Raw genomic sequence first — 19258 nt, forward strand, 5'->3', positions numbered from 1 at the left:
CGCGTTAATTCCTCGGACCTGTCGGAGAGGTTATTCGAAGCCTCAGGTTGCGTGGCTGGCAACCGGGGTGGAAAGTTCCTGAAGTGGCGATTGCGTTACGCACGACGTTGCCAGTCGGCAACCGATTTCCGTGGCGAGAAGTTCGTCCAGCACTTCCGTCGGAGGAAGATTGAGATAAACGTTTCCATCTTCCACTTTCACCGGGAACGTTGTGATGTGATAGTCTTCTCCCTGCAAAGACTCTCCGGATTCCAGTGAGAATGTTTTCTTATGAAGCGGGCAGGCAACTTTGGGAGTCCCGGCTTCATCGCCGACAATTCCACGTGAAAGTACGAAAGCTTTTTTGTGTGGACACATATTCTGGCTGGCGTACCACTCACCTCGAGATTCAAAGCGAAACACAGCGATCTGGCTCTTCCCGTATTTGATGGTCGCTCCTCCATCGACAGGGAAGTCATCGACTGTTCCGACTTGTGTCCAGCGTGTTTCTGGCTTCGTGGCCGATTCTTCAAGATGATGCTGATGTTCTTCGAGTGTTTGGAACTGTTCGAGCGAGACCAGTTCTCCCGGCCAGTCGGCGGGTCGAGTTTGCCCCCGTTCAGAAACGATCTCGATACACGATTCTTCTTCATCCGTGTTGACGAACTGACGAAACCGCTTGCGTTTCTCCGGATCTTTGACAACCGTGGTCCACTCACACTGATACGTTGCAATCAGGTGTTCAATCAGTTCTTCAAACTCATCACACAGACCGAGTTTGTCGTCGATGATGACTTCGCGTAAGTGGTCAATTCCGCCCTCCAGTTTCTCGAGCCAGACAGAAGTTCGAGTAAGTCGATCGGCAGTTGAGATGTAATATGCGAGAAAACGATCGATGTACTTCGTGGCTGTCTGCTCATCGATGTCAGCAGCCAGTAGATCCGCATGTCGTGGTTTTGAGCCTCCGTTGCCGCAGACGTAAAGATTGTATCCGTTCTCTGTAGCGACTAATCCGAAGTCTTTACATTGCGCTTCCGCACATTCTCGAATACAACCAGAGACCGCAGCCTTAATCTTATGCGGAGAGCGAATTCCCTTATACCGATTCTCGATTCGAATCGCGAAACCGACCGAATCCTGAACTCCATATCTGCACCACGTCGTCCCGACACAACTCTTGACGGTTCTTAATGATTTTCCATAAGCGTGCCCACTCTCCATGCCGGCATCAATCAGCGTCTCCCAGATATCGGGCAAATCCTGAACTTGGGCACCGAACATGTCGATTCGCTGTCCGCCCGTGATTTTGTATAGAGCCCGTGTTTTTTTGCCGTTTCTGCGATGGCGATCAACTTGTCCGGAGTGATTTCGCCGCCAGGAACTCGCGGAACGACGGAGTAGGAGCCACCCCGCTGCACGTTGGCCAAGAAACGATCGTTCGTGTCCTGAAGCGTCTGATTTTCTGTTTTCAGAATATGATCGTTCCACAAACTTGCGAGAATCGATGCAATCGTGGGTTTACAGACCTCGCAGCCATTTCCCTGCCCGTACTCAGAAACGATCTCCGTAAAAGACTTGAGATTCTTCGTTTTAATGATGGCGAACAGCTCTGTTCGGGAATACGGAAAGTGTTCACAGAGATGGTTGACAACCGTGCGGCCGGATTTCTTAAGTTCGGAATTAAAGACGTCGGTGACAAGTGGGATGCACCTTCCACAACCGGTTCCAGCGCGTGTACAGGTTTTAACATCCGCGACCGATTCGAGATTCTTTTCCTCGATGGCAGAGCAGATATCTCCCTTCGTGACATTATTGCAGGAGCAAATCTGAGCAGAGTCCGGCATCGAATCCAGACCCACTGCCGATGAGTTCTTCGACCCAATCACAAGTTCATGAGGAGAACAGGGAAGGGGAGCCTCACTCTGGGCCAGCATGGACAACGATCCATACTCAGAAGCATCTCCCACAAGAATTCCGCCACGCAACCGGGTTCCGTCTTTGGAGAAGACGAGCTTCTTGTAAACTCCATCAAACGGATCTTCGAATGTGAGCGAAGTCGATTCGTCTTCAGGAACTTCATAATCGCCGAAGCTCGCGACATCCACTCCCATCAATTTCAGCTTGGTCGAAAGATCCGTTCCCGAGAAGCCCCTAGTGCCGCCAGTTAAGTTGGTCGCCACGCACTCCGCCATATCATAGCCAGGGGCCACAAGTCCGTAGACCATTCCTCCGTGCAACGCACATTCACCCACAGCGAAGATATTAGGATCAGAAGTCTGTAGTTGATCGTTGACCTCGATTCCTCCGCGCGGACCGACGTCGAGCCCACTTTCCCGGGCGAGATCGTCACGCGGACGAATTCCGGCGGAGACGATAATCATGTCAACGTCGAGTTGTTCGCCGTCGTTAAACTCCATGGCTTCAACGACTCCGTTGCCGTGGACTTCTTTGGTGGCTTTGTTGAGATGAACTTTCACGCCCAACTCTTCAATCTTTCCGACGAGAATTCGAGAGCCAGCATCGTCGATCTGTCGCGGCATCAGTCGCGGCGCGAATTCGACAACGTGAGTTTCGAGTCCGAGATCGTAAGCAGCTTTGGCAGCTTCCAGCCCCAGAAGACCTCCTCCGATGACAGCACAACTCTTGGACTGTTTTGCGTATTCAATAATTCGTTCAAGATCTTCAATCGTGCGGTAGACGAAGACCCCTCGCTTATCAATTCCCGGAACTGGAGGGACGAACGGGTATGAACCTGTCGCCAGCACAACTTTGGAATACGAGATCTCCGCTCCTCGATCGGAGCGGACGATTTGTTTCTTTCTGTCAATTTCGCAAGCGCGATCCCCGACGTGCAGTTCCACTCCATTGTCGCGATACCAGTCCATGCGAGCGAGCATCAGCTTCTCGGCATCACGATGTGCAAAGAATGACGTCAAGCCGACTCGGTCATAAGCGGCTCGAGGTTCTTCGCAGAAAGTCTCGATGTGATAGTTGCGATCGACATCGAACTCGATCAGCTTTTCACAGAATCGGAGTCCGACCATTCCGTTGCCCACAACGACGATCGTTTGTTTCTCTTTCACCATGGGAATTGCTCACAATTGGCCTTCGACGCGAACGCTGCCGAAAGGTTGGGTTGATGTTGCCAGCAAGGAGTTTCGGAGTACCTGGGGAGGTAGAACTCGAAATGCATTGTTGAAAACATCTCTGGAATCTGAGATGAGAATGCGCTAAAATCTGGTGATGAGTGATTCCCCACGAACGAATGTGTTGTTGGAAGTGGCAAAGCTGTCGCTTCGGATTGGACGCAAGTATGTCGAGCCGTATTCGCATGCGAAGACACCAAATCGAGCGAAGCCATGATCTATGTGGCTTCCATTGGTCGCATGCTCCGCCGCTTAGCTCCTTCACCCAACCAAGCTCCGTTCAAATACCGACTTACAGCATGAAGAGGATTCCGGATAGGCTCTCAGTTTACGGGATGTAGATCGCAAGATTGCCTACCAATCAGCTTCATCGCAACTTCAATGAATTGACCAGCGGAAGGATGTCGTTTCCGCTTCATTAGATTCTCAGAAGAACCCCATTGAAGGAGATAAATGATGCCAATGGGTTCTCCCTATCCAGAAGGCTATCCCGAGAAGTTCCAGCCTGTGTCGTTGCTGCTAAAGGTCCAATACCAGGTGATTCCGTGGCTGCGTCAGAATGCCGTTGAGTCCTGCATGCGAAAGAAGAAGAAACAGGCACGCTTAATGTGGCTTGACGATGCCGATGACTGGTTGAACACAGTAATCATGCACATTGAGACACAGCCACTTTTTGCTGTCAGGATTCTCGATCAGAATTTTGTTCAAACCGGTTCGCTAGCAGGTTCAGAACAAAGCATCTCGTATCGACATCGTGGTCAACCATGGCTGGATGTCATCAGGTACATTTTGAAAGAGTTGTTAGCTGATCTTTCCACCATCCAACCTGCTCCGAAGCAACACAGGAAATGGAAGAGTCTGGTCGAAACTCTTTTGGCTGGCTTCCCAGCACGCCCCGTCAAATGGGTTCAAGGAGATGATCTCATATGGATCAAGGAAGAAGGAAGGTATGAAGTCAGGAAGAAAAAAGAAGACACCTGAGGGAGGTTCTCCCACGCTTCAGGAATGTGAGTGTTCAGGAAAGAATCTCGAACCTCACTTTGAGTTTACGACGATCTTTTAGACGCTCTCCGTTTCCTGCCGAGACTCATCACGAAGCGGGTAGCTGCATCAATGTAATGGAATTAAGCATCAAGCCGTTTGTCGAAGAGGCTGTCCTGTTAAATAGAAGAGGAACCATTTTGCGGACTGCTCAGGAGAACGGACACGTTCGACGAGTGGACAAAACGAAGAAGTGTTTCGTGAAAAGAGAAACTGAGCGGTCGTCGAAGAGTGTGCAGCTGAGGTCTCTTCTCAATCTCTCTGCAATTCATCGAGAGTCTTGGCAATGAGGAATCGTTTCTGAATTTCATCGGTCTGTCTGACTTCTTCTCCAATCGGCGTTTAGGGGTGTATCAAGGGCTGCGTCACGGACACCATGAGTGTTACGGATTTGGACCAATTCTTCCCACTCGCGAAATCTATCATTGCGGTCCAGGATGGTGTGTTCTTTCGCTACTCCGTTCTGGAGTGTACAATTAGATAGAAATAGGTCCACCAACAGGAGTTGCCATGAAAAAACCGGAACCTCAGAACAAGAGCAATGAAGTTCGTGCAACGGGTGTTGTCCGAATCGTGCAGCAAGTCGGGAGTTTGCAGCGTGATCATTCAGCTGCATGCATCGAAAGAACCTGCACCAGTTGCGGCGCAGATTTAACTCTTACTCTCGACCAAGCAGGCAAGATTCCTCCCGAGCAAACGGACTGTCCAGAGTGCTTTCGTAAACTGATCAAAGAGGGCTTTGACGAGTTACAGCGTCAAGGAATCATATTGTCAACGATCTCTCAGACATCCGTCGAATGATATGATTTTGTGACTACAGCACACCGACTGCTACTCTCGCGTGAGGAGATGAACACCATCGCTGCGGTGAGCGTAGTCCGAAGCGACCGCTTTGCCACGTTCGACAGCATCATCGTCTGAGATGAATCGCGAGTTACCAAACTTATCGTGCGTCCCCATCCCAGATTTCAACGTAGTTTCTGACACGGCGAAACTCCTCTTATTGCGATTTGCAGAAAAAAAATATTTGCTGATTGCCGTTGAGCGAAAGATGGTCTAGAGTTGACACTTGGGTTGCTGTAGGCATTCAGTTCTGACAACGTAATTCGCAACAGGATCTCGAGAATGGCTGCGGTACCTCCCACAGTGACCACATTGAAGAGTTTCCTGTCGGCGACGACTCCGTCGAACATTTTCAAACGAGGTCGAGGGAAAAAGCTCACGCAGATCGATGTCTGCTTAAAAACCTGGGAGCAGGGTGGAAAGACGATACCTCAACTTGTGCAGTTAATTCGCGCCTGCCGTGGCTGGTTGGCAGCGAAGTCTGATTCGATGTCTGCCAGAAGAGTCTCGCGTCGGCAGCACGTGAAGAAGCTCGCCAACGAAGCTTTCGCGCGACTGCAATACGAAACTTTTGAGGAACGGAAGGGAGGGGGCTCGTACGACGGCAGTCTTCAGGGGATGGTCGGCCACTATCAGCATGAACGCACCACTTACCTCGCGTCGGGTAAGCAACAGGCAGTCTCGGGGTCCACAGCTGCGATGATCATGAAGTCCGGGAGGCAGATGCAGTCGCCGACTATCAATGGCCATCTTGATTCACTGGGCGGCCGAACGATCGATCAGCTGACAACGCGGCAGTTCGAGAATCTCGTTCGAACGTGCGCACCGAACTGCGGCGAGCCTCTTGAAGTTTACTTCATGAAGAAGCAGGAGCGTCTCACGAAGTTGATTATAATCGAAGACGGGATTCTCTATTGCAGCCCGACGAAAAAGTACGACACCGGAGGTCATCAATTTGCATATGCAATCGATAATTACGGGAATCTCTTTTCCGTCGATCACACTCGATTTGATGCGACTCTCGATCCAACTGCGCAGCGATTTAATCATTCCAGCTTTAACGCAGGGAAAGATGTAATCTGTGCTGGGGTGATGATCGTCGACAATGGGAGACTCAAGTATATCGACAACAACAGCGGCCACTATAAACCGGATAAGATCCAGGTGATCAACGCCTTGCGTTTTCTCCGAGAATGTGGAGTCGATCTGTTTGCCAGCGTAAAAGTGGGGGTGAAAGAAATGGAAAGTGGGCACTTGGTGATGAAAGAATACAGCAATGCCGCTGCTTTTGTTCAGAATCCTCGAATTCCTGCTGACAAAACAACGCGGATCTAGTGACGTGTCTCGCTCAGAGGCTGTTACTTGTCGGATGCGGGACTTGCTTTGTCGATGATGTTCGTTCCAGCGTTGAATGAACAGGGCAGCCGAGTGTTCAGTGGAGCGGCTAGAGTTTGTTGAAAAAGCGTTGAACTCGTTTACGGTCTTTGTCTGTTGCTCCGGCAACGTCTGTTGTTGCGTAGTGCTGCAAAATCTTGATTCGATTTGATTTCAGCCAGTGCCGGATAATCGGAATCCATTCAGGATGTCCGCTCGCTTTGTACATTTCACAGCTCGCATCATAAACGACATCGATGTCTGCCATGAATGCGCCTCGTGGAAGATGTTTCGGTAACTCACCGGAGTAGTAGCTGTGGTCGACTTGTTCTAAAGCGACACACAGTCCCTCGTTTTCGTGTATTCCCAGATGCTTCATTAAACGCTCTTCGAGGAGATGATGTGATTCCACTGTTGTGGGGCCCGTTTTGTTCCGTCTCCCAGTGACTTTGCAGTCCTTAAGATATTTTTTGAGGTATGGGTGAATCCCGATCACGTCCCCATTGGGAAAGATTCGAACAGGTGGATACTTCACAACGTCGGGAGCGATGGTGTTTTCTGGAGGGAGTCGCTTGAATCTTTTATCGCCTCGCTTACCTAACTCGTGAAGTTCAAGATAGACAAGGCGAAATGCTTCACGTGCTTGAATCGTTCTTCCTGCCACGTGCCCACTCCTGTTGTGTTTTCAACTGCTCGAAACCAGTATCTCTCGTTTCTATTCTAGCCGAACGGACGAACGAAAAGGAAAACAATTCTGTCGCGAAGGGTCTCGCATTCTTGACGACCATCAGTCCTGTCGGTTGAGTCTCTTCTTCGGTGAGCGCCTTTGTTCACCCATCGTTCGCGTTTCTAAATGTCGGACTTCCGTTATGGACCATGTAACATGTTTTTGAAGTCGTTCATGATCTTGACGGCGGCGGAGCTGGGTTTGGTGTCTTGTCTGCTTGTGAAGTGCTCGCGGACGCGTGGGTCGACGTCCAGTCGCCCTTTTACAACGCAATCGCTGCGTCCGTTGATGAATTGTGAGCCCGGAGCCCGACTGATGATCGGGATCATTGTGATTTCATTGTTCGTGAAGACTTTGACTGGTCGTTCTTCGAACGTCTTCGGTTCAATCACGACGATGCTGATGTCGGTGACTTCCGGAGTTGCTTTCGCTCGCAGCTGATTCTTCATCCTTTCGAGCATCGCTGGCAACTCAGTTGTTGTGAAGACTGAAGTATCCCGCATCCCGCAGCGAACTACAGAAGTGACATGTCCTCTGGCCGCTTTGCCGAGTGCGGCGGATGTGCGTGTGATGTAGTTGGCGAAGTTCGGTTCCCATTCGTATCGACCGTTGAGGTAACGCACGAGCGTGGTCGCTTCGAGTTGTCCGTAGATTTCTGCTCCCATCCGGGTGTTCCACTGATCGACAAGCTTGGCAAGCTTACATTCGTCGATCCCGTTCCAGAAGATGCTTCCGTTGTTGGGAGTGCTCGGATCAAATTCCGCGACGACTAAATCGAGTGCCTCATCCGCGAAGCGAAAGTCTCCATGGTTATTAAGGAACTCTCGTTCGTACCGCGTGGCAACCGTCTGCTTCACATTCTGGCTTCCGGGCGTGCGCACGTTCACGAGATGATGGCCCGGCGCACGATCCTTTCGCTGCGCTCCGGCCAGCATCAACCATCTCATATGGACAGCTTTTCTGAGTTCAACGTTGAAGCGATGTTTGGCGAGTTCCTGTGCATATCGACGATGAAACATACGGTTTTGCGAAATGCGCCGAAGCCACTGCCGATCCGTTTCCGCGGTGTTGAGTTTGGGAAACGCGTTCAGCAGCGTGAGGTACATCGGAAACGGGATGCGGCTGCCGTGGAGATAGTGCGGATTAGACATGCTTGTCGCTTTTTCGTCGTTCACTTTGAAAATTTCGTTCACGCAAAAAAAACGCGTGAATCAAACCAGGACTCTCACCTGCGCGAAACGAACGAACTTGTGACAAGAACTTTTGAGAAAAGAAAACTCCGCAATCAGAAGCAAAGAATTGCACGCCCCGGACACATCACGGCGTGAACCACCGGTGAGTCACCGGTGGCTAATTGGGGGGCGGTGTGGTGAGTGGTTGGGGCCCGGTTTTCTCGCTGTTTTTCTTTCGGCGCGGACTTGAGGGGTTTGAAGAGTCGTCCGCGCTGAGTTGGTCTTGGGATCGCTTTAGAAGGAGCGGACTTTGGGGAAGCGGTAGCTGTTGGAGTCCTCGTGACTGGAGATCCCGTCTCCGGTCGGAACGAAAGCATTCCGCGACAGGGCAGCCTGTGGACGGGGTGCTTCGATCGACCGAGGACGGGATTCCCCAGCGTCCCCACGAGCATTAGTTTCTTGTGATCGATTTGTTGGTGTGTTCTGGCGGGCTGAAGGGGCCTCGCGTCGTTCGGAAGTTCGGCTGACGGTGACAGCTTCAAGCTGAGGGTTTGAAGAGCCTGTTCGCAGTTCGCGGTTGAACATGGGAAGCGGTTGCGGTGCATCGGGAGTCTGCGAGCGAATCACGAGTTCGGCCGGTTCTCCCAGATCTGCTGTGACATTCGACGATGAATTGGCGGCGAGTTGTTGGCCATCGGGAATCTGGAACTCCGGGCTGCCAGCGAGAACCCAGCCCGTCCACTCTTCTTCAAGCTGTCCGAGGGAACGGTGGCCATAGTGCTTGGCGATGGCTGTTTCCCAGTTGGAGTTGTGAGCGTCTTCGAGGAACTGCAGGAAAATTGCCCGGCCGTTGGTTCCCTTTTGAGAGACGAGGAAGTCGGCGAGTGAATAGCCTTCGGCGTAGAGCGTCAAGACTTCGTGCATGTCTTCGGGGTATTCTCGAATCGTCAGCAGCTTCGGAAGCGGAATGCGTCGATGAGTACGGATCACCTGGTCGAGAAGTCGCGACTGGCGGGCCCGTTCCGAATCGTGTTCGACAAGAGTGGCTGCTCCTTCATCGGCCCAACGAGGGAGTGGGCGACGGAAGTAGCTCGCGAAGATCGTGTGGTTGACTTCGTGCGGGATGACGGAATCGAGAATTCTCTCGAGCGTTCCCTGAACTTTCATGTTCCAACCGAAAACTTCGCCGTTGTCGAAGGTGAAAGTTGTAGAACCCCCGGCTCCGATCTGACCGACTTTCACGCTGATTGGGCAGGGGCGATACCAGTTTGGCAGTTCCTGGCCGAGCCACATTACCGCGAGATCTTTCCGCCACAATTCAGCGCACTTGGCGACCTTTGAGGCGATCTCGTCGGTTGGGGCCGTGACGACAAAGTTTCTCGACTTTGCAGTGGCCCCTGAGGCAATCTGTGGAAAGAGAGTCAGCACGAGGCAAAAAATGCCCGTCCGGAGCTTCGCATCCATGCGTCAAACCGTTGAAAAAAGGATTGGAATCGGGGGAGAAGGAAAGGGGTGTCGCGAGTTCCATGCGACTGATGAGTGAGAGAAAAGCAAGTGTCGGGCCAATCGATTCTCAAAACTGGCGAAACCTGCCGGAATCGGTTTGAACGACTGATTTGACTGGAGATTTCCCCGCCGCAATTTCGTGGACGCGAATGAAAGTGAGTATGAGTTCACGCTCGCTGTTGAAATTGTTGCAATCGTGTGAAGATTTGAATGAACGATTTTCAGAGAGCGAGCGTTTCGCAAAATGGTCTTGCTTTTTCACGCGAAACGTGTTCGATCGAGCGCGATGAAGACACTCCTCGACCGGTTCTCGATCGTGCGTTTTGCCTACTTCTTTTTGGGACGAAAAGCCACGATATGTTCCTCGTTTGTTTCGAGGAACGGACCTTCAATCAGGTCGATACAATAGGGAATGGCGGGCATGACTGCGTCGAGACATTCCTTGATCGCTTTGGGTTGTCCCGGGAGATTGACGATCAGGCTTTTTCCGCGAACTCCGGCTGTTTGACGGGACAGGATGGCTGTGGGCACTGCTTTCAAGGATTCCTGTCGCATTAGCTCTCCGAAGCCGGGAAGGATTTTCTGACAAACCGCTTCGGTTGCTTCCGGAGTGATGTCTCGAAGAGCGGGGCCGGTGCCTCCTGTCGTCACGATGAGGCAGCAGCCCTCGTCGTCGGCCAGTCTCTTCAGTTCGGATTCGATCAGTTCCTGTTCGTCGGGAATGATAACTGAGAATGCTTCCCATGAAGAGGAAAGAACTGTTTCGAAGTATTGCTTGAGTGCGGGGCCGCCGCGATCTTCGTATTCGCCGCGGCTGGCTCGGTCTGAGACGGTGACGATTCCGATTTTTGCTGGAGTGCTCATGATTCGAAGCTAATTGTTGATGGCTGATAATGTGAGAAGAATCGGGGGCCGACCGAAAAACTTGAAAGTGCAAGCAGCGATGAAGTGATCGCTGCTGGTGTCAGGAAGGCGTCGCTTGCGAAGCTTTTTCGCGAACTACAGCGTCCGCAGAGCTTTTTTTGCCCGACTTTTCCAGAAGAGATTCTTGCGAGCGATCGCTTTCGGGCTGGAGTCGATATCGACAATCATGCCGCGAAGATGATTTTGAGCTTCTTCCTTATCGCCTGCTTGTTGACAGAGTTTGGCGAGCAGGAACATTGCTTCGGGATGTCTCCACTTCTGGATGTGTTTCTCAAGCTGAGTTTGGGCTGCTTCGTTTTCATTCAGAGCAGCGAGGGTTTTGCCATAAAGTAACGAGACGTCGCCAAACTTGTAGGTTGGGTCGGCTTCCAGAACTTTTTGCAGCTTTTCCTTGGCATCGGCGAATTTGCCGAGCTGATATTCCATGGAAGCGGCTCCCCACAGAGCTGCGAGGTTGCTGTCATCTTTATTGAGAGCGCCCTGAAATGCTTCGTGGGCTTTCTCGGTCATTCCAGCTTTTCGGAGGGCTTCGCCGTACTGAATGAACTGATGGGCGTTTCCGATTTGAAGTGCGGCTGTTTCGAGCTGTCTCAACTCGCGGCTTTTCGTCCATCGATGCGTAAATGTGGGAAATTGAACATTGCTACTGGGAAGCCATCTCACGAAGAAGTAGAGAATGGCTCCGATCGGCTGGAGCAACAGCATGACGAACAACCAGATGTATCGGTCCGGGTCATATTTCAGGCAGTAGATCAACATCCACAAGAGAAATGGCAAGTACAGCCAGCTTCCCCAACTCACGATATAGAACCAGAACATGTCGATGAAGCCGGGTTCGTAAATCGGCGGGACGGGATATTCAGGAACGGGAGCCCCGTCTTTCGGCTCGAAACCGTTAATAAACGCGATCAGTGTCGAGCTCATTCGCAGGGAATCTTTCGTGTTGGGACGTCGAACGGTCAAGATTATTGTTTCATAGCGCAGCGAGAAATGCATCTTTCCCACTGGACCTTTTCACATCCATGCTGATGATTGCAAGTGTGATTGGTTCCAAACAAGTGATTTGGCCAACGAAGCGGAACTCGAGCAGAAAGTCTGCTAGGCCAATTTTTGCTGGTGAACTATGCTGCATTCATTCAAAGCCTCTGCCCGGATTCTCACTCAGCAATTGAGGCTGTGTGAGACCCGAGGTGTTTTGAGATTCCCCAAGCACGCACTCAGGATTTTGGAATTCGAATGAGTTCATACGAGAACGCTGAACGGTACTTCAATCAGGCTGCCCAGGTGATGGGATTGTCTGACAATATGAGCAAATTGCTCAAGACTCCAGAGCGTGAAATTAAAGTGCAGATTGCTCTGGAGATGGATGATGGCCAGATCGGGACGTTCATCGGCTTTCGAATGCAGCACGACCGGGCTCGTGGGCCAATGAAAGGGGGATTGCGCTACCACCCCGAGGTCGATGCCGGAGAAGTCCTGGCTTTGGCCTCATTGATGACGTGGAAAACCGCCGTCGTCAATATTCCTTATGGAGGAGCGAAGGGGGGAATCGCTGTTGACCCTTCGAAGCTTTCACATCGGGAACTTGAGACGATCACGCGGAAGTTTGTCGACGAGATTCACGACATTTTCGGTCCCGATACGGACATCCCCGCTCCGGACATGGGAACCAACGCGCAGATCATGGCGTGGATCATGAATCAGTATCAGAAGTTTCATGGATTCAATCCCGCTTGTGTGACGGGGAAACCTGTCGAATTGCATGGAGCAGACGGACGAGAAGAAGCGACCGGTCGCGGAGTCGCTATCGTAACTCGCGAAGCACTACTGAAAATGGATCGCGACGTGAAAGGGGCCCGCATCGCGATTCAAGGATTCGGGAACGTCGGAAGTTTTGCAGCGAGCATCCTGCATGAAATGGGTGCGGTCATCGTTGCTGTCTCGGACGCGTTCGGAGCGATTCAAAATGTCGAGGGGCTGAACGTTCGCGAACTTCTGACATATGTCGCCGAGAATAAAAAGGTCACCGGATTTCCCGGAGCTGAGGCGATGACCAATGCCGAATTACTGACGGCCGACGTCGATGTTCTCATCCCTGCTGCGATTGGAGGAACATTAACGAGAGAGAACGCGGAGGACGTCCGGGCGAAACTGATCGTCGAAGCGGCGAATAGTCCCACAACTCCTGATGCCGATCAGATTTTCGAAAAGAAAGAAATTCTGGTCATTCCCGATATTCTTGCGAATGCCGGTGGTGTGACGGTCAGCTATTTCGAATGGGTTCAGAATCGGCAACACTTCAAATGGGAAATTGAAGAAGTTCGGGATCGTCTGGAGAAAATCATGGTTGGCAGTTTCAATCGAGTCTGGAATGTCGCCACAGAGAAAAAGGTCTCTTTGCGTGTCGGAGCGTATGTCCTCGGAATTGGACGAGTCGGACGCGCGACTGTTTTGGGCGGGATTTGATTTGTTCATCGCCCCTGCCCATCTAGAATTCAATTAATGAGGAGTTAGTCATGTCGGTTCAGTCGATTCGCGATTTCCGTTCCGCTCTCGAAAAGTCACAGATTCTGGAAGGTTTGACCTCCGATGAATTGAAGGCTCTCGGTGAGGTCGTCAGGTATGAAGAATTCGGTGAAGGGGCGGAGATTCTGACCGAAGGGAAGGTCTACCAAGGCTTGTGGGTCCTGCTGAAGGGCAAATGTGAAGTCGTTAAATGCAACGATTCTTGCAGCGTGCTGGCGACGTTTGAGCCGGGAAGTGTCTTCGGAGAAATGTCATTCTTCGAAACCGCTCCCCACTCAGCGACAGTCAAATGTTGCGAACCTTCGATCGCGTTGTGTTTGACGAAAGAGCAATACGACTTCGCGCGAAAAGGGCTTCCGCAAGTGACCGAGAAGATCGCCATCAACCTTGTTCGAATTCTGTCGAGTCGTCTTCGTAAGATGGACGAGTGGACTTGCGAACTTGTTAACACCGACGCCAATCAGAATCGTCACCAGGAATGGCATGAGTTTCGATCGCGACTTTACTCCGACATCTATGATGCTTAATTGTTTCTCCAGTCTCAGCAGAGGTTGATATCCCATCGACATCTCAAGAGAGTTTGGAAGCCCGGTCCGCTGCGAGTCGGCAAGCTTCCAGATATGTGAGATGATTGATGTGAATTTTCCGTTGAGATTGAGGTTTGCCTGACATTGTCGGAGGTTTCTGATCGCCGTAGACTCTAGGTGTATAGAGTTTCTAGAGTCGGTCCTAAAACTCTTCGCGAATCGATGACGATCTTCGGAAACAACACGATTCTTAGATTTTGGGGTCAGCTCTAGGTCGTTCCCCACAGCACATGCTACGGCCTCGTTGCGCCATGTCGTCGTCAGTACTCAGTTTGAATCCGCAACTGGTCAACAACTCAAGACTCCGGTTGCGGCTTTTCGGATCGTCCGAATCACAGGTCGGCGATTCTACGGGCTCCGATTCTGTCAGTCTGCAAGAAGCGGCGGTTCTTGTCTTCGCTGGGTTGATGGCGGCAACAGCTTCGATGTTCATCGAATTGAACTTGAAGGTTCCGGGCCACGCGATTCTGCGTTCCGTTTTTCCGATGCTTTGCGGACTGTCGATCGTTCCCCGACGCGGAGCCGGGACGTTGATGTCAATCGTGGCACTCGTCTTCGTCGGCGGATTTTATGCGGGGGGCTTGCTTCGAGGTATGAGCATCGGTGCCCTGACAAGTTTAACGACGATCGGTCCGGCACTCGATTTTGCACTCAGGCGCACAAAGTCTCCGGGGCAGATCTTCCTTGGCTGTGCACTGGCTGGCATGGTGGCGAATCTACTGGCATTATTGACCCGTGGTGGAGCCAAATTTTTGGGGCTGGAAGCACTCGGGAAGAAGCCGTTTGAAGTCTGGTTTGGAAGTGCAGCGATGACTTATCCCATCTGCGGATTGGCTGCTGGACTTCTTAGCGCACTGGTTTGGTTTTCATTTCAACGGAAGAGCGATTTTGGCACTGACAGTGCCGAGCGGGGCGAATCATGATCTTGATCGGAATCGACGACACGGATAATGCGGAATCACCTGGAACGAATCAACTTGCCAAAGCCATCGCGAAGGAGGTGGCTCGCGACTGGAAGTGCGAGCGCATTGTTCGTCATCAACTCCTGCAGGATGTTCAAATTCCCTGTACGACTCGGAACGGGGCCGCATCCATTTTGTTGAGTCCTCGTTTCGGATTAGATGAAATTGAAAGTCAGATGCTTTCACTGGTTCATCAATGCCGGGAATTGATGAAACGATCATTCGCTCCGGGAAGCGATCCGGGGATCTGTGTGACCTCCACTGAGAATGTGACCGAGTGTGTCAGACAGTTTGGCTTTCGATGCCAGTTCGAAATTGTCTCCATGAACGAAGCGATTCAAGTCGCGGACAAATGCTCCATCCATCTCGAAGGGTTGGGCGGAACAAACGGAGGAATGATCGGAGCACTCGCAGCTGTTGGACTGGCTGCGACAGGAAACGACGGGCGCGTTGTTCAGATTGGTGAGTGGATCGACGATTTGACCGGGACCCAGCCCATCGAAAACATTCTGTCGCGCGGCGTTCTCGTTCGAAACATTGATGACGACGAACCGATTTCAGACGGGACTGTGACTCTCGACAAGAAGCTCCGCCCGAGTTTGCGCGACAACCGGATCGTCTTGTTCGTTCAAAAGCATCGGGTCGGAGAAGCGAGTTCCGGATATCAGGCCATTCGTTTTCAGTAGGCTCCGTTCCAATGGCTCCGAATTGGGAGAGCCAGCGGGTGATAAATTCGGGGGATGAATTCGACAACGGACCGTTTTGATTCTGGCTTTGACGCTGAACGACTTTCATCGATGTTATTCAATACAAACTGCGATCATTCACCGCGAAAACGAATCTCTGTTGCTGGCTTCACGTTGATTGAATTGCTCGTTGTGATCGCCATCATCGCAATTCTGATTGCGTTGCTCCTCCCGGCTGTTCAACAAGCTCGAGAAGCTGCGCGACGGACCGCTTGTCGCAACAATCTCAAGCAGATCTCACTGGCGCTACATAATTACAGCAGTAGCCACCGGGTTTTTCCGTTCGGAGTTCTGGGACGCTCCGGAAGCGAGTCGGTCAACGAGTTGCTCACGACCTGGCCTGTCAGCATTCTCAATGAGGTTGAACAATCCGCGTTGTGGCAGTCCTATAATTTCAATGAACGCTTCAGTCATTCCAGCAACGCGGACATCGTCCGCCGATCCTTGCCTGTTTACCTGTGTCCGTCGCAGCCTCAAAGCCAGGTGATCGATGACCGATACGGAAACTGCCACTACGCCGGGAATGCAGGAACGGAGCCCGGGAAAGATGATGGAGTTCTCTATCCACTCTCAAGCATCCGGTTTCGTGATCTGACCGATGGGGCATCACAGACACTGATCGTCGGTGAAATCGGCGACGAGTTCGGCGGCTGGGCCCGAGGTGCAATGAACTCCGGATCAGGTTCCGGTGGTGGTTCTGGTGGTGGTTCTGGTGGTGGTTCTGGTGGTGGTTCTGGTGGTGGAGGCGGACAGGGATTCGCTCGCGGTGTCTTGCGATGGTGGAAAGCTTCGCCTGGTTGTTCGGAACCGGGAATGAATCCGCCAGAGACAAATTGCTCTGACAGCGTAGAACGACGATTTCAGTTTTCGAGCCAACACCCGGGGGGAGTTCAATTCGCGATTTGCGACGGAAGCGGACGATTCGTGAGCGAAAACATCGACCGGGAAGTGTTTCGTGGGTTGCTGACTCGCAGCGGTCAGGAATTGATCGGCGAGTTCTGAAAGTCTCCCGTCCGTCGAGGTTCGCTCTCTGGAACTCAAGACTCTCTTCACCCGCCGCGTGATCTTTCGCGCGTAGAGAATCGATGTCGATCGTCGATCGCATGTTCGAGGATCATCTCAACGAGCTCACCTGCAGGGTTCTAGAGGGTGACTGGTTTCATTCCCCTTCGCGAGGAAGAATATCTTTCGAGATGCTCCGCTGGTTCACTCTTGAGAAAGGCGGGGCCGTTTCTGTTGATCGATCCGGTGGATGGGTGGCGGAATGGCGACACAATCGAGATCATGGGACCGCTGTCCATCGATTGATAGACTTGGATGTCAGTCATTGACGCTGTCCGAATGACAACAGCGACCGGAGGCAATGATCTAAGGTCGTTGTCGAAGCTGTGCGTTCGTTCGAGTTGATGAACATGAATTTTCATGGCTGGTTCACTCTGAAGAATAGAATTGAAAACAAATGTCTGAATTGTCACCGGAAATCCTCGCCGAACTCGCGAAGTACGACACTCCAACAGTTTGTAACGTGATTGAGTTGTTCGATGTGCGTCCGCGAAATCTCGGGTACATGAACGACTCGATTCGCGCCTGTTTTCCGAAGCTTCCTCCGATGGTCGGCTTTGCTCTCACGTCAACATTTCGGAGTCAGGATCCTCCGAGGGCCAGCGATGCGTACGGCAGCCTCACGGATCAGGTGGAGCTGTTCGCATCAATGCCGGGGCCACCCGTCATGGTCTTTCAGGATTTGGATGAGCCAACTGCTTCGGCCACGTTCGGGGAAGTGATGTGTACGATGTATAAGTCCTTCGGGTCGGCAGGACTGATTACTTCCGGGGCTGGGCGGGATCTTGATCAGGTCGAAGTGCTCGACTATCCCGTGTTCACGAACGGAACGATTTGTTCTCACGGGTATTGTCATATTCCGCAGATCAACGTCCCTGTGACAGTGGGAGGCGTTGCCATTCATCCGGGAGATTTATTGCACGGAGATTTGAATGGAGTGACCACCATTCCTGTCGAGATTGCCAGCGAGATCCCCGGTGCCTGTGCCGAGTTGATGCGGGCTGAACAGATTGTGCTCGATTACTGTCGAAGTGAGAACCCGACGCCGAAAGGCTTGGCCGAAGCACGCGCTGAATACGTCGCAGTCATCAATAAGCTGGGAACTCGACTCCGCCGAAACTAAGTGCTGAGATCAGAAACGGCGCGACGGTTTTCGGACGTCGTGCCCGTTATCTCTCTGCGGCGTCGAGATGAAGTATTTCCGCGATGACGCTCATTGTCTCTGAGCTTTTCCCGGCAGTTGATTCATTTGTTGAACGCTGTGTCTGGTCGTGCGGATCGTTGCGTGTCAGAGACGAAGATGCTTGAGTGGCACTCCCAACACTTGACGAGCTTTCGATGTTCGGTGAATGATTGCGCTAGGGAGAGTTCCGCTTGCGTTGCGAACTGCCTGCTGGAACTTGTGTCATCACATGGTGATGCAAATTAAGTGTGGGTGGATGATCGATCGCGGTGGTTGTTGAACGGCAGTTGAAACGATACTCAAGGGGAAAAGAAAGACATGATTGTCGGAGTTCCGCGTGAGGTGAAAGAGGATGAGTATCGTGTCGGGATGCTTCCGGTGGGAGTCGAAGAACTGACGAAAGCTGGTCATCGTGTTTTGGTCGAACGCGGTGCCGGGATGGGAAGCGGGATTCCGGACGAGCAGTATGCCCTTGAGGGGGCTGAGATTGTCTCAGGGCCGGAAGCCATCTTTGGCGAGGCGGAACTGGTTGTCAAAGTCAAAGAGCCGATGCCAGACGAGTGGCCGCTCCTCAGACGCGATCAGATGTTGATGACCTATTTTCATTTCGCTGCGGATGAAGAGCTGACTCGCGAAGTGTTGGACACTGGAGTCACGGCAATTGCTTATGAAACGTTGCGGGGAAAGCGTGGAGACCTTCCATGTTTGACTCCCATGAGTGAAGTCGCCGGGCGGATGAGCATTCAGGAGGGGGCGAAATATCTCGAGCGTCCGCAGGAAGGGAGAGGCATTCTTCTCGGAGGCGTTCCCGGTGTCTCCCCGGCTCACATTCTGGTGTTGGGAGGAGGCATCGTCGGGAAGAACGCTGCTCAGATTGCATCCGGTTTTCAGGCTGATGTCGTTCTGATGGACGTCGATGTCGATCGGCTTCGCTATCTCGATGACATCATGCCCCCCAACGTCACGACACTCTTTTCGGACCGACATAATATTCGAGAGCAACTTCAACTCGCCGATCTTGTGATCGGGGCTGTTCTAATTCCGGGAGCGAAAGCCCCGAGTCTCGTTTCTGCATCCGACTTGAAACTGATGAAGGCCGGAGCAGTGATTATCGACGTCTGCATCGATCAGGGAGGGTGCGTCGAAACGAGTCGTCCGACCACTCATTCGAATCCGACGTATGTGGAAGAGGATGTTGTTCACTATTGCGTGACGAACATGCCCGGTGCCGTTGGTCGGACGAGCACCTACGCGCTCTGTAATGTCACCTTTCCGTATGTGATGGAAATCGCCCAATACGGACTTCAGCAAGCGTGTTCACGAGTCGCGGGAATTCGAGAAGCTGTGAGCATGTATTCAGGGAAGCTGACGAGTCAGCCCGTGGCGGAGACGTTTGGAATTCCGTTCGAAGAGTTTCAGATCGAATAGTCCATGGTCATAAGTTCTCGGCGCTCGTTTGAACTGTTGACGGTGGTGTTCG

Annotated in this window: 18 protein-coding genes; 9 read left to right on the plus strand and 9 right to left on the minus strand. The window is 52.1% G+C overall.

What is annotated here, in order from left to right:
• Window positions 1-42: 42 nt before the first annotated feature.
• Entirely contained in the window at window positions 43-1260 is a 1218-nt protein-coding gene (gene nirD, locus KOR42_RS27340; RefSeq protein WP_231740732.1) for a nitrite reductase small subunit NirD, read from the minus strand.
• The gene (gene nirB / locus KOR42_RS27345) at window positions 1212-3065 is read right to left on the minus strand and encodes a nitrite reductase large subunit NirB (protein WP_231740734.1); all 1854 of its coding nucleotides are present in this window, start codon (window positions 3063-3065) and stop codon (window positions 1212-1214) included. The genes nirD and nirB overlap by 49 nt, the downstream gene beginning before the upstream one ends.
• Before the next feature lie 513 nt (window positions 3066-3578).
• On the opposite strand from nirB, the gene KOR42_RS06950 reads away from it, so the two are divergent.
• A complete protein-coding gene (locus tag KOR42_RS06950; protein WP_231740735.1) occupies window positions 3579-4106 on the plus strand; it encodes a hypothetical protein in 528 nt (175 codons plus the stop codon).
• Window positions 4107-4997: 891 nt separating this feature from the next.
• Here KOR42_RS06950 and KOR42_RS26485 read toward each other — a convergent pair.
• The gene (locus tag KOR42_RS26485; protein WP_197440938.1) at window positions 4998-5153 is read right to left on the minus strand and encodes a hypothetical protein; all 156 of its coding nucleotides are present in this window, start codon (window positions 5151-5153) and stop codon (window positions 4998-5000) included.
• A 138-nt stretch (window positions 5154-5291) separates the two neighbouring features.
• Between KOR42_RS26485 and KOR42_RS06955 the strand changes: the two genes are divergently transcribed.
• Window positions 5292-6344, plus strand: a complete 1053-nt coding sequence (locus tag KOR42_RS06955; RefSeq protein WP_146508251.1) for a hypothetical protein — start codon at window positions 5292-5294, stop codon at window positions 6342-6344.
• Between the two features lie 109 nt (window positions 6345-6453).
• Here the strand turns inward: KOR42_RS06955 and KOR42_RS06960 are convergent, their stop codons facing one another.
• From KOR42_RS06960 to KOR42_RS06980, 5 genes are all read right to left on the minus strand, one after another.
• Window positions 6454-7047, minus strand: a complete 594-nt coding sequence (locus KOR42_RS06960) for a hypothetical protein (RefSeq protein WP_146508253.1) — start codon at window positions 7045-7047, stop codon at window positions 6454-6456.
• 203 nt (window positions 7048-7250) lie between these two features.
• Window positions 7251-8261 (minus strand): hypothetical protein, encoded by a 1011-nt coding sequence (locus tag KOR42_RS06965; RefSeq protein WP_146508255.1) that lies wholly within the window; start codon window positions 8259-8261, stop codon window positions 7251-7253.
• A gap of 315 nt (window positions 8262-8576) precedes the next feature.
• Window positions 8577-9746 carry a hypothetical protein gene (locus KOR42_RS06970; protein WP_146508257.1) on the minus strand — a complete coding sequence of 390 codons (1170 nt, stop codon included), beginning with the start codon at window positions 9744-9746 and terminating at the stop codon, window positions 8577-8579.
• Between the two features lie 369 nt (window positions 9747-10115).
• Window positions 10116-10652 carry a molybdopterin adenylyltransferase gene (gene mog, locus KOR42_RS06975; protein WP_146508259.1) on the minus strand — a complete coding sequence of 179 codons (537 nt, stop codon included), beginning with the start codon at window positions 10650-10652 and terminating at the stop codon, window positions 10116-10118.
• 135 nt (window positions 10653-10787) lie between these two features.
• Complete coding sequence (locus KOR42_RS06980; protein WP_146508261.1) at window positions 10788-11636, minus strand: tetratricopeptide repeat protein; 849 nt, start codon at window positions 11634-11636, stop codon at window positions 10788-10790.
• A gap of 312 nt (window positions 11637-11948) precedes the next feature.
• On the opposite strand from KOR42_RS06980, the gene KOR42_RS06985 reads away from it, so the two are divergent.
• The 5 genes from KOR42_RS06985 to KOR42_RS07005 all read left to right on the plus strand — a co-directional run bounded on the left by KOR42_RS06985 (window position 11949) and on the right by KOR42_RS07005 (window position 16535).
• Window positions 11949-13178, plus strand: a complete 1230-nt coding sequence (locus KOR42_RS06985) for a Glu/Leu/Phe/Val family dehydrogenase (RefSeq protein WP_146508263.1) — start codon at window positions 11949-11951, stop codon at window positions 13176-13178.
• Between the two features lie 50 nt (window positions 13179-13228).
• Window positions 13229-13765 carry a Crp/Fnr family transcriptional regulator gene (locus KOR42_RS06990; protein WP_146508264.1) on the plus strand — a complete coding sequence of 179 codons (537 nt, stop codon included), beginning with the start codon at window positions 13229-13231 and terminating at the stop codon, window positions 13763-13765.
• Between the two features lie 311 nt (window positions 13766-14076).
• On the plus strand, window positions 14077-14748 hold the full coding sequence (locus KOR42_RS06995) for a hypothetical protein (protein ID WP_146508266.1): 672 nt from the start codon (window positions 14077-14079) through the stop codon (window positions 14746-14748).
• Window positions 14745-15473, plus strand: coding sequence for an ABC transporter substrate-binding protein (locus KOR42_RS07000; RefSeq protein WP_146508268.1), 729 nt, complete (start codon window positions 14745-14747; stop codon window positions 15471-15473). Before KOR42_RS06995 ends, KOR42_RS07000 begins: the two co-directional genes overlap by 4 nt.
• 111 nt (window positions 15474-15584) lie before the next feature.
• Window positions 15585-16535, plus strand: coding sequence for a DUF1559 domain-containing protein (locus KOR42_RS07005; protein WP_197440939.1), 951 nt, complete (start codon window positions 15585-15587; stop codon window positions 16533-16535).
• A gap of 140 nt (window positions 16536-16675) precedes the next feature.
• Here the strand turns inward: KOR42_RS07005 and KOR42_RS07010 are convergent, their stop codons facing one another.
• On the minus strand, window positions 16676-16957 hold the full coding sequence (locus KOR42_RS07010; protein WP_146508272.1) for a hypothetical protein: 282 nt from the start codon (window positions 16955-16957) through the stop codon (window positions 16676-16678).
• 35 nt (window positions 16958-16992) lie between these two features.
• Here KOR42_RS07010 and KOR42_RS07015 point away from each other — a divergent pair, with 35 nt between their 5' ends.
• Both KOR42_RS07015 and ald read left to right on the plus strand, forming a co-directional pair.
• Entirely contained in the window at window positions 16993-17718 is a 726-nt protein-coding gene (locus tag KOR42_RS07015; protein WP_146508273.1) for an RraA family protein, read from the plus strand.
• A gap of 378 nt (window positions 17719-18096) precedes the next feature.
• Window positions 18097-19206 (plus strand): alanine dehydrogenase, encoded by a 1110-nt coding sequence (ald, locus tag KOR42_RS07020; RefSeq protein WP_146508275.1) that lies wholly within the window; start codon window positions 18097-18099, stop codon window positions 19204-19206.
• The last annotated feature ends 52 nt before the right edge of the window (window positions 19207-19258 follow it).

It is taken from the genome of Thalassoglobus neptunius (assembly GCF_007859735.1).
GTDB lineage: Bacteria > Planctomycetota > Planctomycetia > Planctomycetales > Planctomycetaceae > Thalassoglobus > Thalassoglobus neptunius.